Raw genomic sequence first — 11,968 nt, 5'->3', positions numbered from 1 at the left:
AGTCTGGCAGAGAAGACGAATTAGTTCATCCACCGGTCTTTACGTTTGCGGCTTGGCACCAGATGCGGCAGCACCAGACCCAGCAGCAGACCGACGCCGAGCACGCCGCCGCCGTACATGAACCACTGCATGATAATGGTGCGCTGTTTGTCATCAAGCTGCAGATTCGCCGCATTCACCTTCTTCTGCGCGACCACCAGCTCGTTTTTCAACTTCTGGTTCTCGTCCTTCAGCGCGTTAATCGCGCTGTCGCTGCCGGCGACTTTCTTCTGCATATCCGCCGTACGCTGGTTCCAGGTGGCGTCGATGTTGTTCAGCTTATCGGTCAGCGTTTTGACCTGGTTTTCCAGATCCGGGACGCGGGTGCGCAGGCTGGGCTCATTGCTCAGCTCTTTCAACGGGATCCAGGCGGTACGGCCATTGCTGTCGCGGACCTGCGCGTAACTGGTGCTGTCGTTCGTTTGCAGCACCGACACTTCTTCCCCGGCGTTGATGGTGCCGACCAGACGATAATTATCGCCCGGGCCGCTGCGAACCCAGGTGTTCAGCTCATCGGAAACGTAGCGCTTTTCTTCTGCGTGAACCGCCGTAGCGGCGCTAAGCGCGAGCAAAGTAAAAGTAATCAGGCGTAATTTTGGCATCAGGTCATCGTTTGGTCATAAAAAGTGGAACGATAGTAGAGGCATCGCCAGAGCGACGCAAAGTTTTCCACCACAATCGGAATCATCCAGGAGGTGGCCCGGCAAAAAGCGCGTTGCATGGCGATTCGCCGCAAAATACTATCTACTGACAAAAAATATCGTCGTAAGTTCGCCGCAATTTGTCGGCGCAGCACAGAAGCGGAAGAATTCAGTCATGGCTCAAGAAATCGAACTCAAGTTTATCGTCGCTCAGAATGGGGTAGAGACGCTGCGCGAGCAGCTCAATGCGCTCGAGGCGAAACATACGCCTGCGGGCCAGTTACTGAACATTTATTACGAAACCGCCGATAACTGGCTGCGTCGTCACGATATGGGGCTGCGCATCCGCGGCGACCAGGGGCGTTATGAAATGACGCTGAAAATTGCCGGCCGGGTGGTAGGGGGGCTGCACCAGCGTCCGGAATACAATATCCCACTGGATAAACCGGAGCTGGCGCTTGAGCGCCTGCCGGCGGAGGTCTGGCCGCAAGGCGAGCTCCCGGCCGCACTGGCGGAGCATGTCCAGCCGCTGTTCAGCACTGATTTTGCTCGTGAACGTTGGGTGATACAGGAAGGGAATAGTGAGATTGAGATCGCCCTCGATCGCGGCGAAGTGAAGGCTGGCGAACATCAGGAGCCGATCTGCGAACTGGAGCTGGAGCTGCTTGCCGGGGAGACCGCCGATCTGCTGCGCCTTGCGCACCGTCTGCTGGAGAGCGGCGTTCTGCGTCAGGGGAGCCTGAGCAAAGCCGCGCGCGGGTATCATCTGGCGCAAGGCAATGGCGAGCGTCCCGTCACCTCGCTGACGGTGCTGACGGTGGCGGCGAAGGCCAGCGTGGAGCAGGGGCTGGAGGCGGCGCTGGAGAGCGCCCTGGCGCACTGGCTGTATCACGACGAAGTATGGCTGCGCGGCAATGCGAAAGCCAAAGCGGAAATCCTGCTGGCGTTAGCCCGCGTGCGCCATACCCTCGTGCTGTTCGGCGGCATCGTGCCGCGTAAGGCGACCACCCAGCTCCGCGCGTTGCTGAACGACGCTGAAGCCGTTCTGCTGGCCGCGGACACCGCCGACGAGGCGTTATTCCGCACCGAGGTCGTCGGCGCCAAACTGGCCCTGACTGAATGGCTGGTCCAGCGCGGCTGGCGTCCGTTCCTCAACGAGGCAGGAGAGAAAAAAATAGCCGGATCGTTCAAACGGTTTGCCGATATTAACCTCTCGCGGGTGGCGGCCGAGCTGCGCAGCGCCGTGCAGCATCTGGCGGTTGAAGATGCCGCCGACCAGTTGCCGAAGCTGTCCCGCGACATCGACAGCGTCCAGCTGCTGGCGGGCGCCTATGGCGACGCCGTCGCGCCGTGGCTGGAGAACTGGCAGGAGCTTCACCGTGCAATAGCACATGACGATCGCAGCGTCTTTGAATATTTCCGTCGCCAGGCGCTGGCTGCCGAGCCGTTCTGGCTGCATAGTGGAAAACGATAATTTCAGGCCAGGGAGCCCTTATGATGCCGCTTTCTCCGCAATTACAGCAGCACTGGCAGACGGTCGCTGACCGTCTGCCAGCGGATTTTCCCATTGCAGAACTGAGCCCACAGGCCAGGTCGGTCATGGCGTTCAGCGATTTTGTCGAACAGAGTGTGATCGCCCAGCCGGGCTGGCTGAATGAGCTTGCGGACTCCTCGCCGGAGGCGGAAGAGTGGCGGCATTACGAGGCCTGGCTGCAGGATCGCCTGCAGGCCGTCACTGACGAAGCGGGGTTGATGCGAGAGCTGCGTCTCTTCCGCCGCCAGATGATGGTCCGCATCGCCTGGGCGCAGGCGCTGTCGCTGGTGAGCGAAGAAGAGACCCTGCAGCAGCTGAGCGCCCTGGCGGAGACCCTGATTGTCGCCGCCCGCGACTGGCTCTACGCCGCCTGCTGTAAGGAGTGGGGAACGCCATGCAATGCCGAGGATCAGCCGCAGCCGCTGCTGATCCTCGGGATGGGAAAGCTGGGCGGCGGCGAGCTGAACTTCTCTTCCGATATCGATCTGATCTTTGCCTGGCCTGAGCATGGCGCCACCCGCGGCGGCCGCCGCGAGCTGGATAACGCCCAGTTCTTTACCCGTCTGGGGCAGCGGCTGATCAAGGCCCTTGACCAGCCGACGCAGGACGGCTTTGTCTATCGGGTTGACATGCGCCTGCGGCCGTTTGGCGACAGTGGGCCGCTGGTACTCAGCTTTGCGGCACTGGAAGATTATTACCAGGAGCAGGGTCGGGACTGGGAACGCTATGCGATGGTGAAAGCGCGGATCATGGGCGATAACGACGGCGTGTACGCCAGCGAGTTGCGCGCGATGCTCCGTCCTTTCGTCTTCCGCCGTTATATCGACTTCAGCGTGATCCAGTCGCTGCGTAACATGAAAGGCATGATCGCCCGCGAAGTGCGGCGTCGCGGGCTGAAAGACAACATCAAGCTCGGCGCCGGCGGGATCCGTGAAATTGAGTTTATCGTTCAGGTCTTTCAGCTGATCCGCGGTGGTCGCGAACCTGCACTGCAGCAGCGCGCCCTGCTGCCGACGCTGGCGGCGATTGATGAGCTACATCTGCTGCCGGAAGGCGACGCGGCGCTGCTGCGCGAGGCCTATCTGTTCCTGCGCCGGCTGGAAAACCTGCTGCAAAGCATCAACGATGAACAGACCCAGACTCTGCCGCAGGATGAACTTAACCGCGCCAGGCTGGCGTGGGGGATGCATACCGAAGACTGGGAGACGCTGAGCGCGCAGCTGGCGAGCCAGATGGCCAACGTGCGGCGAGTGTTTAATGAACTGATCGGCGATGATGAGGATCAGTCCCCGGATGAGCAACTGGCCGAGTACTGGCGCGAGCTGTGGCAGGATGCGCTGGAAGAAGATGACGCCAGCCCGGCGCTGGCGCATTTAAACGATACCGACCGCCGTAGCGTGCTGGCGCTGATTGCCGATTTTCGTAAAGAGCTGGATCGGCGCACCATCGGCCCGCGCGGCCGCCAGGTGCTGGATCAGCTGATGCCGCATCTGCTGAGCGAAATCTGCTCGCGCGCCGATGCGCCGCTGCCTCTGGCGCGGATCACGCCGCTGTTGACCGGGATCGTCACCCGTACCACCTATCTTGAGCTGCTGAGCGAATTCCCCGGCGCGCTGAAGCACCTGATCACGCTCTGCGCGGCGTCGCCGATGGTCGCCAGCCAGCTGGCGCGCCACCCGCTGCTGCTGGATGAGCTGCTGGATCCCAACACCCTCTATCAGCCGACGGCGACCGATGCCTATCGCGACGAGCTGCGCCAGTACCTGCTGCGCGTGCCGGAAGAGGATGAAGAGCAGCAGCTGGAGGCGTTGCGCCAGTTTAAGCAGGCGCAGCAGCTGCATATCGCGGCGGCGGATATCGCTGGCACCCTGCCGGTGATGAAGGTCAGCGATCACTTAACCTGGCTTGCCGAAGCGATCCTCGACGCGGTGGTGCAGCAGGCATGGGGGCAGATGGTCGCTCGCTACGGCCAGCCGACCCACCTGCACGATCGCCAGGGTCGCGGCTTCGCCGTTGTCGGCTACGGTAAGCTCGGCGGCTGGGAGCTGGGCTACAGCTCCGATCTCGATCTGGTGTTCCTCCATGACTGCCCGGCGGAGGTGATGACCGACGGCGAGCGGGAGATTGACGGCCGTCAGTTCTACCTGCGGCTGGCCCAGCGGATCATGCACCTGTTCAGCACCCGCACCTCGTCCGGTATTCTCTACGAAGTGGACGCCCGGCTGCGTCCTTCTGGCGCGGCGGGGATGCTGGTCACCACCGCCGACGCGTTTGCTGACTATCAGCAGAACGAAGCCTGGACGTGGGAACATCAGGCGCTGGTGCGCGCCCGCGTGGTCTATGGCGACCCGGCGCTGCAGGCGCGCTTTGACGCCATTCGTCGCGATATCCTGACCACCCCGCGGGAGGGGACGACCCTGCAGACCGAGGTTCGCGAGATGCGCGAGAAGATGCGCGCCCACCTTGGCAACAAACATCCCGATCGTTTTGATATCAAAGCCGATGCCGGCGGGATCACCGATATTGAATTTATTACCCAGTATCTGGTCCTACGCTATGCCAGTGACAAGCCGAAGTTGACCCGCTGGTCTGACAACGTGCGTATTCTTGAGCTGCTGGCGCAGAACGACATCATGGACGAGGAGGAGGCGCGCGCCTTAACGCATGCGTACACCACCTTGCGTGATGCGCTCCATCACCTGGCCCTGCAGGAGCAGCCGGGACACGTGGCGCCAGAGGCCTTCAGCCGGGAGCGTCAGCAGGTCAGCGCCAGCTGGCAGAAGTGGCTGATGGCTTAACTATAAAATCGGGTGTGCTATTATCGCGCGCAAAGTTTGCGTCTCGCAGGAGAGAGTCATGAAAGTAACGCTGCCGGAGTTTGAACGTGCAGGAGTGTTGGTGGTGGGTGATGTGATGCTGGACCGCTACTGGTACGGCCCCACCAGTCGTATTTCCCCGGAAGCCCCGGTGCCGGTGGTGAAGGTGGAAAATATCGAAGAACGTCCTGGCGGCGCGGCAAACGTAGCGATGAACATCGCCTCCCTGGGGGCAACGTCGCGCCTGGTGGGATTGACCGGGATTGATGACGCTGCACGCGCGCTGAGCCAGGCGCTGGCCAATGTGAATGTGAAGTGCGACTTCGTCTCCGTCCCGACTCACCCGACCATCACCAAGCTGCGGGTGCTGTCGCGCAATCAGCAACTGATCCGCCTCGACTTTGAAGAGGGCTTCTCCGGCGTGGATCCGCAGCCGATGCACGAGCGCATTCAGCAGGCGCTGGGCTCCATTGGCGCGCTGGTTCTCTCGGACTACGCCAAAGGGGCGCTGACCAGCGTCCAGACGATGATCAAGCTCGCCCGTGAAGCGGGCGTGCCGGTGCTGATCGATCCGAAAGGCACCGATTTCGAACGCTACCGCGGCGCGACGCTGCTCACCCCGAACCTCTCTGAGTTTGAAGCGGTGGTGGGCAAGTGTCAGGATGAAGCGGAGATCGTTGAACGCGGCATGAAGCTCATCGCCGAATTTGAACTGTCAGCGCTGCTGGTGACGCGTTCTGAGCAGGGGATGACGCTGCTGCAGCCGGGACGTCCGCCGCTGCATATGCCGACCCAGGCCCAGGAAGTGTACGATGTCACCGGCGCCGGCGACACGGTGATTGGCGTGCTGGCGGCGACCCTGGCCTCCGGCAACACCCTGGAAGAGGCTTGCTATTTCGCCAACGCCGCGGCGGGCGTGGTGGTCGGTAAGCTGGGAACCTCCACCGTTTCCCCTGTCGAGCTGGAAAACGCGGTCCGCGGCCGGGCTGAGACCGGCTTTGGCGTGATGAGCGAAGAGGAACTCAAACAGGCGGTTGCGGCAGCGCGCAAGCGCGGTGAGAAAGTGGTGATGACCAACGGGGTCTTCGACATTCTGCATGCCGGCCATGTCTCCTATCTGGCGAATGCGCGCAAGCTGGGCGACCGTCTGATCGTGGCGGTTAACAGCGATGCCTCAACCAAACGTCTGAAAGGCGAAACCCGCCCGGTGAACCCGCTGGAACAGCGGATGATCGTGCTGGGGGCGCTGGAGGCCGTCGACTGGGTGGTCTCCTTCGAGGAAGACACCCCGCAGCGGCTGATTGCCGGTATCCTGCCGGACCTGCTGGTCAAAGGCGGCGATTATAAGCCGGAACAGATCGCCGGCAGCGAAGAGGTCTGGGCTAACGGCGGCGAAGTGCTGGTGCTCAACTTTGAAGATGGTTGCTCGACCACCAATATTATTAAGAAAATACAAAAAGATAGCGATAAATAATCTTTTCGCTATTCACCGGCTTGTACGGTGAAGCATCACGGCCCGCGATGGAGATATCGCGGGCCGTTTTTATTTAATCATGTGGAAAATGATTTAGCGCAATAAATAATCATATTAAGCGCATTTTTCGTACAAATCGCGTTAAGGTAAGCGTAAATACTGAAGTGAGTAAAGGCATATGACTGATCAGAACATCCACCGCTGAAGGAGTATGCGCATGAACCATAACGATATGTATTCAATGAAGAATTTTGATTTTTTGGCGCGGAGTTTCGCCAGAATGCACGCGCAAGGCCAGCCAGTTGATCTTCAGGCTATTGTCGGCAATATGGATGAAGAGCATCGTGAATGGTTTTGCCAGCGTTATGAACTTTACTGTCGTCAGGTAAACAGCCCGGCGGAAGCCGCCCACTAAGCCAAACGCAAAACGGGCCCCTGAGGGCCCGTTTTTTACGGCTGCTCTTCGCTGCCAGGCGTCGCTGCCTGGCGGTTTTCGAGGTCATTCAGACGCTGCTCCAGCAGCGCCAGTTTTTCGCGGGTCCGCAGCAAAACCTGAGTCTGTACGTCAAACTCTTCGCGGCTGACCAGATCCAGGCGGGTCAGCTGCGACTGCAGCGCCTGGCGGATTTTCTTCTCAACATCCTCACCCAGATCGCGAAGTCCTTTTGGCATCGACTCATGGACCTGGCGGGCGATTTGTTCAATTTTTTTCGGGTCAATCATGGTGGTTTCCTGCTCGGGTCGGATGATTGATCATTGTAGTGCGAACCAGGCCGCCTATAAACCAGAAATGTTTGAAGCTTATGCATTGCCGAGGATAGTCAATAGCGTTATAGTTATCTCGCTTATTCTCAGGGCGGGGCGAAATTCCCCACCGGCGGTAAATCAACCATTGCGTTGAAAGCCCGCGAGCGCTTCCCGTGACTACGGGAAGGTCAGCAGATCCGGTGTAATTCCGGGGCCGACGGTTAAAGTCCGGATGGGAGAGAGTAACGGCACAGTCGGGTCCAGGCCCGCTCGCGTTGACTTTTGCCGCTAAACCGGCGCTCCTAAGACTGCCCTGATTCTGGTAACCATAATTTTAATGAGGTTTTTTTACCATGAATCAGACGCTCCTTTCTTCTTTTGGTACCGCTTTTGAACGTGTGGAACACGCTTTGGACGCCCTGCGCGAAGGCCGCGGCGTGATGGTGCTTGATGATGAAGACCGTGAAAACGAAGGCGATATGATCTTCGCCGCCGAAACCATGACCGTTGAGCAGATGGCGCTGACCATTCGTCACGGCAGCGGCATTGTGTGCCTGTGCCTGACCGAAGATCGCCGCAAACAGCTGGATCTGCCGATGATGGTAGAGAACAACACCAGCGCCTACGGCACCGGCTTTACCGTGACCATCGAAGCGGCCGAAGGTGTGACCACCGGCGTCTCCGCTGCCGACCGCGTGACCACCGTCCGCGCGGCCATTGCCGACGGCGCGAAACCTTCCGATCTCAACCGTCCTGGCCACGTTTTCCCGCTGCGTGCGCAGCCGGGTGGCGTACTGACCCGCGGCGGCCACACTGAAGCCACTATCGACCTCGTGACCCTGGCTGGCTTTAAACCCGCAGGCGTGCTGTGCGAGCTGACCAACGACGATGGCACCATGGCGCGCGCGCCGGAGTGCATCAAGTTCGCTCAGCAGCACAATATGGCGGTAGTCACGATTGAAGATCTGGTGGCCTATCGTCGCGAACATGAGCGTAAAGCCAGCTAAATAGTGGTTCGCTACGCCCGACCACAGCCCACTTCTTAGTGGGCTGTGTTGTTTCTGCGCTTTAACCGATGCCCATCGTCTGGAGTACCACCAGGCTCAACCCCATGACCGACATCCCGCACAAAACGCCATAGCTTGGGTTGCTTTGCGGATCGATCTCTTTCGCCAGCGGCATCAGTTCATCGACGGACAGTGCCACCATAATCCCGGCCACAGCGGCCATGATCGCTCCCATCACCAGCGGTGAGACCAGACTCCCCAGAATCAGCCACGCCAGCACGCCGCCCAAAATTTCCGCCATGCCGGAAAGCCCGGCCCAGAGCACCGCCTTGCTGCGCGATCCGGTGGCGGCATATACTGGCCCGGCAACGGCCAGTCCTTCAGGAATATTGTGCAGGGCAACGGCGAGGGCCACGCCCATGCCGAGTTCCAGGTTGTTGCTGGCCGTGACATAGGTGGCGATCCCTTCCGGGAAGTTATGCAGGCTGATACCCAACGTCAGCAGAATAGCGGTGCGACGTAAATTACGTGGACGCGGCGTGGCGGGGGTCATCAGATCCTGCGGGTGAGCGTGCGGCAGCAGGCGGTCAAGGCCGAAATAGCCCAGCAGGCCGATGACAAACATCCCGTAACCGAGTAGCGGCGACATGCCTTCGGCGGTCAGCGCGGCAGGCAGCATTTCCATCAATGAAATCAACAGCATGATCCCGGCGGCAAAGCCGAGGGAGAAGCCAAGCAGACGGTTAGAGGGTTTCTGACCAATCACGCCGAATATGGCGCCAATAAAGGTTGCGCTACCGGCTAACAGCGTCAATATTAAGGGTGATGACATCGCTACTCTCCCTGTGAAAATAAGTGCATATGAGTATATTGCCTGAGGATGCGCGTACGGGACACGTCCCTTTACCGCGACTTACATTCAAATTTTCTGACGATCATCATCATGGTTATCTGAGTTTATCCTGGCGCAAAAGCGCGTAATGTGAGCACATCACATTGACACCCTAAGGATATCATCATGTCCCCTACCCGAATGCCCGCGTTGTTTCTCGGCCATGGCAGCCCAATGAACGTGCTGGAAGACAACATTTATACTCGCGCCTGGGCTCACCTGGGCGAAACCCTGCCGCGTCCGAAGGCGATTGTGGTGGTCTCTGCGCACTGGTTCACGCGCGGTACGGGCGTGACGGCGATGGAGGCCCCGAAGACCATTCACGACTTCGGCGGTTTCCCACAGGCGCTGTATGACACCCATTATCCGGCGCCGGGCTCTCCGGCGCTGGCGCAACGACTGGTGGAGCTGCTCTCGCCTGTGCCGGTCACTCTCGACAAAGAGGCCTGGGGATTTGACCATGGCTCGTGGGGCGTGCTGATTAAAATGTATCCGCAGGCGGATATCCCGATGGTTCAGTTGAGCATCGACAGCACCAAACCGCCGGCCTGGCATCTCGATATGGGGCGGAAACTGGCCTCGCTGCGTGATGAAGGCATTATGCTGGTGGCCAGCGGCAACGTGGTGCATAACCTGCGCACCGCCCGCTGGCACGGCGAGAACACGCCGTACCCATGGGCAGAGTCCTTCAATAACTACGTGAAGGCGAATCTGCAATGGCAGGGGCCGGACGAGCAGCACCCGCTGGTTAACTACCTGGCACACGAAGGAGGCTCGCTCTCCAACCCAACGGCGGAGCATTTCCTGCCGCTGCTATATATCCTGGGGGCGTGGGATGGTGTTGAAGCGATTACGATCCCGGTCGATGGCATCGAGATGGGCTCGCTGAGTATGCTGTCGGTAGTGGTTGGCGCCTGATGATAGTGTGCTCCGGCGATATCGTCGCCGGAGCGCGACATTATTCGACGAAAATGTGCGGATAGAAGCGCGAAAGATCCTGAGTGATCAGCGCCCGATCTTCGCGAATGCCGATCCCGGCGGGCTGATCGTTGATGAGCCAGCTGCCAATCAGCGTGTAGCTGTCACCAAACTTCGGCAGGGGGTAAAACTCCTGCACGATGGTTCCTTCTTCCCCGTACGGACCTTCCACCGACTCCACGACCTTGCCCTGCTCAACAATGGAGACGTTGGCCCCTTCACGAGAGAAGATCGGCTTAATGACGAACTTCTCCATCTCCGGGTGGGCATCTTCGCTGAAGTAGGCCGCCAGCAGATTCGGGTGATTGGGGAACATTTCCCACAGCATCGGCAGCAACGCTTTGTTGGAGATAATGCTTTTCCACGCGGGCTCCAGCCAGCGCACGCCGGCGTCTTCCAGCTTGGTGGAGAACATCTCCCGCAGCATAAACTCCCACGGATAGAGCTTGAACAGGTTACCAATCACCTGATCCTGCAGATCGGTAAACTGACCTTTTTCGCCCAGACCGATATCTTCGATATAGAGGAATTCCGTCGCCAGGCCTGCTTCCGCGGCGCAGTCCTGCAGATACTGCACGGTGCCGCGATCTTCAACGGTATCGCGGCAGCAGGCCATATGCAGCAGCTGGAAGCCAAACTGCTCGCGCAGCTCGCCGAAGCGATCGATGAGCTTTTCCTGCAAACTATTGAACTGGTCGCTGCCCGCCGGCAGCTTGCCGGCGTTGAGCTGGTCTTCCAACCAGATCCACTGGAAGAAGGCCGCTTCATACAGCGAGGTCGGGGTGTCGGCATTGTTCTCCAGCAGCTTCGGCTCGCCGACGCCATCCCATGCCAGGTCGAGACGCGAGTAGAGCGACGGCTGGTTGGTTTTCCACGACTGGCGCACAAAGCCCCAGGTGTGTTTAGGGATGCGGAATTTAGTCATCAGCTCATCGCTGGCGATCACTTTCTCCACCACCTGGAGGCACATTTGATGCAGCTCGGCGGTGACTTCCTCCAGTTTTTCCACCTGCGCGAGGGTCAGCTTGTAATACGCCTCTTCGCTCCAGTAGGGCTCACCGTACATGGTGTGGAAGTTGAAACCGTACTCGGTCGCTTTCTCACGCCAGTCCGGGCGCTCGGTAATACTGACTCTTTCCATGTGAGTTAGCCGCCCATCGAGCGAGAAGAGGACGTTGAGCCTGCGGCGCTACGCTGCATAGTCGACTGCTTCGCCACCGACTCGCCAAAACCACCGCGGGTAACGGTGGTGGTAGTTGCTGGCTTCGGCGCCATCGCGGTTTTCGGCACGTTCATGGTGCGACCCGGCTGGGCGGCGCCATAGCTCTTGCCGCTCGCATCGGTGTATTGACCATAGGCCGGGCTGGCCGGGTTTTTCGAGCTGAACAGCGGCTGCTGTTGCGCCATGCCGCCGCCCATCAGGCGGCCCATCATATAGCCGGCCATCAGCGGCATCCAGAAGCTGCCGCTGCTTTGCGCCTGCGCCTGGTTTTCCGGGGCGACGCCCGCCTGGGCTGGCGTCTGCTGGCACTGGCCTTCGCCAAACTCGGCGACGCAGTCTTCCCGGGTGGCATATTTCGGCGCGGTGCGTTCTGCCTCTTTTACCGCGTTGGTGTAAGCCGTGGTGCACTCGGCTGCTTTGCCCGGATTGGCGGCGGAGCAGTCATCGGCGTTCTGGTATAGCGACACCGTTTCATCGCTTTTTTCACAACCGGCAAGCATAAAGACCGCGGTGACGGCCAGCGCGACCGGCGTCAGATGGCGTGCGCTCCAGCTTTTGCGGAACGACGAATGATTAATTTTTTTTGTCCGTTTCATATTTGTCTTCCAGGACCCAGTG

Annotated in this window: 11 protein-coding genes, 1 pseudogene and 1 riboswitch; of the genes and pseudogenes, 6 read left to right on the top strand and 6 right to left on the bottom strand. The window is 59.7% G+C overall.

From position 1 onward, the window contains the following. Positions 1-20 precede the first annotated feature (20 nt). Positions 21-641 (bottom strand): TIGR04211 family SH3 domain-containing protein, encoded by a 621-nt coding sequence (locus tag A1WC_RS03995; protein WP_008806527.1) that lies wholly within the window; start codon positions 639-641, stop codon positions 21-23. 214 nt (positions 642-855) lie between these two features. Between A1WC_RS03995 and A1WC_RS04000 the strand changes: the two genes are divergently transcribed. Genes A1WC_RS04000 through hldE form a run of 3 tightly spaced genes read left to right on the top strand, consistent with a single transcriptional unit; the run spans position 856 to position 6,504 of the window. Then, on the top strand, positions 856-2,154 hold the full coding sequence (locus A1WC_RS04000) for an inorganic triphosphatase (protein WP_012540539.1): 1,299 nt from the start codon (positions 856-858) through the stop codon (positions 2,152-2,154). A 20-nt stretch (positions 2,155-2,174) separates the two neighbouring features. After that, positions 2,175-5,012: a bifunctional [glutamate--ammonia ligase]-adenylyl-L-tyrosine phosphorylase/[glutamate--ammonia-ligase] adenylyltransferase gene (gene glnE, locus A1WC_RS04005; RefSeq protein ID WP_016161842.1), complete on the top strand. Its 2,838-nt coding sequence runs from the start codon at positions 2,175-2,177 to the stop codon at positions 5,010-5,012. A gap of 58 nt (positions 5,013-5,070) precedes the next feature. Further along, a complete protein-coding gene (hldE, locus tag A1WC_RS04010) occupies positions 5,071-6,504 on the top strand; it encodes a bifunctional D-glycero-beta-D-manno-heptose-7-phosphate kinase/D-glycero-beta-D-manno-heptose 1-phosphate adenylyltransferase HldE (protein ID WP_012540541.1) in 1,434 nt (477 codons plus the stop codon). A gap of 77 nt (positions 6,505-6,581) precedes the next feature. Here the strand turns inward: hldE and A1WC_RS28090 are convergent. Then, positions 6,582-6,730, bottom strand: a pseudogene (locus A1WC_RS28090) (hypothetical protein). Between A1WC_RS28090 and glgS the strand changes: the two are divergent. After that, positions 6,722-6,919, top strand: a complete 198-nt coding sequence (gene glgS, locus A1WC_RS04015) for a cell surface composition regulator GlgS (protein WP_004205248.1) — start codon at positions 6,722-6,724, stop codon at positions 6,917-6,919. The pseudogene A1WC_RS28090 and the gene glgS sit on opposite strands and share 9 nt — an antisense overlap. Positions 6,920-6,954: 35 nt before the next feature. Here the strand turns inward: glgS and ubiK are convergent, their stop codons facing one another. Continuing rightward, positions 6,955-7,227, bottom strand: coding sequence for a ubiquinone biosynthesis accessory factor UbiK (gene ubiK, locus A1WC_RS04020; protein WP_008806522.1), 273 nt, complete (start codon positions 7,225-7,227; stop codon positions 6,955-6,957). Between the two features lie 120 nt (positions 7,228-7,347). Further along, positions 7,348-7,499: riboswitch (FMN riboswitch) on the top strand. A 105-nt stretch (positions 7,500-7,604) separates the two neighbouring features. Here ubiK and ribB point away from each other — a divergent pair. After that, a complete protein-coding gene (ribB, locus tag A1WC_RS04025) occupies positions 7,605-8,258 on the top strand; it encodes a 3,4-dihydroxy-2-butanone-4-phosphate synthase (protein ID WP_004174356.1) in 654 nt (217 codons plus the stop codon). Positions 8,259-8,319: 61 nt separating this feature from the next. On the opposite strand, the gene zupT is transcribed toward ribB, so the two are convergent. Next, a complete protein-coding gene (gene zupT / locus A1WC_RS04030; RefSeq protein ID WP_008806521.1) occupies positions 8,320-9,090 on the bottom strand; it encodes a zinc transporter ZupT in 771 nt (256 codons plus the stop codon). Between the two features lie 186 nt (positions 9,091-9,276). Between zupT and ygiD the strand changes: the two genes are divergently transcribed. Further along, positions 9,277-10,068 carry a 4,5-DOPA dioxygenase extradiol gene (gene ygiD / locus A1WC_RS04035; protein ID WP_016161841.1) on the top strand — a complete coding sequence of 264 codons (792 nt, stop codon included), beginning with the start codon at positions 9,277-9,279 and terminating at the stop codon, positions 10,066-10,068. Between the two features lie 40 nt (positions 10,069-10,108). Here the strand turns inward: ygiD and A1WC_RS04040 are convergent, their stop codons facing one another. Both A1WC_RS04040 and A1WC_RS04045 read right to left on the bottom strand, forming a co-directional pair. After that, positions 10,109-11,269 (bottom strand): glutathionylspermidine synthase family protein, encoded by a 1,161-nt coding sequence (locus A1WC_RS04040; protein ID WP_016161840.1) that lies wholly within the window; start codon positions 11,267-11,269, stop codon positions 10,109-10,111. A 5-nt stretch (positions 11,270-11,274) separates the two neighbouring features. Then, complete coding sequence (locus A1WC_RS04045) at positions 11,275-11,946, bottom strand: DUF1190 family protein (RefSeq protein WP_008806518.1); 672 nt, start codon at positions 11,944-11,946, stop codon at positions 11,275-11,277. Positions 11,947-11,968 lie beyond the last annotated feature (22 nt).

It is taken from the genome of Klebsiella sp. KTE92 (assembly GCF_000398905.1).
Taxonomy (GTDB): domain Bacteria; phylum Pseudomonadota; class Gammaproteobacteria; order Enterobacterales; family Enterobacteriaceae; genus Klebsiella; species Klebsiella variicola.
Note: the sequence above shows the minus strand (reverse complement) of the source record. Positions and strands in the feature narration are given on the sequence as shown.

What these genes read in the sequence shown, in the direction of transcription:
- A1WC_RS03995 (WP_008806527.1), bottom strand. Translation starts at nt 641, where the DNA reads ATGCCAAAATTACGCCTGATTACTTTTACTTTGCTCGCGCTTAGCGCC.
- A1WC_RS04000 (WP_012540539.1), top strand. Translation starts at nt 856, where the DNA reads ATGGCTCAAGAAATCGAACTCAAGTTTATCGTCGCTCAGAATGGGGTA.
- glnE (WP_016161842.1), top strand. Translation starts at nt 2,175, where the DNA reads ATGATGCCGCTTTCTCCGCAATTACAGCAGCACTGGCAGACGGTCGCT.
- hldE (WP_012540541.1), top strand. Translation starts at nt 5,071, where the DNA reads ATGAAAGTAACGCTGCCGGAGTTTGAACGTGCAGGAGTGTTGGTGGTG.
- glgS (WP_004205248.1), top strand. Translation starts at nt 6,722, where the DNA reads ATGAACCATAACGATATGTATTCAATGAAGAATTTTGATTTTTTGGCG.
- ubiK (WP_008806522.1), bottom strand. Translation starts at nt 7,227, where the DNA reads ATGATTGACCCGAAAAAAATTGAACAAATCGCCCGCCAGGTCCATGAG.
- ribB (WP_004174356.1), top strand. Translation starts at nt 7,605, where the DNA reads ATGAATCAGACGCTCCTTTCTTCTTTTGGTACCGCTTTTGAACGTGTG.
- zupT (WP_008806521.1), bottom strand. Translation starts at nt 9,090, where the DNA reads ATGTCATCACCCTTAATATTGACGCTGTTAGCCGGTAGCGCAACCTTT.
- ygiD (WP_016161841.1), top strand. Translation starts at nt 9,277, where the DNA reads ATGTCCCCTACCCGAATGCCCGCGTTGTTTCTCGGCCATGGCAGCCCA.
- A1WC_RS04040 (WP_016161840.1), bottom strand. Translation starts at nt 11,269, where the DNA reads ATGGAAAGAGTCAGTATTACCGAGCGCCCGGACTGGCGTGAGAAAGCG.
- A1WC_RS04045 (WP_008806518.1), bottom strand. Translation starts at nt 11,946, where the DNA reads ATGAAACGGACAAAAAAAATTAATCATTCGTCGTTCCGCAAAAGCTGG.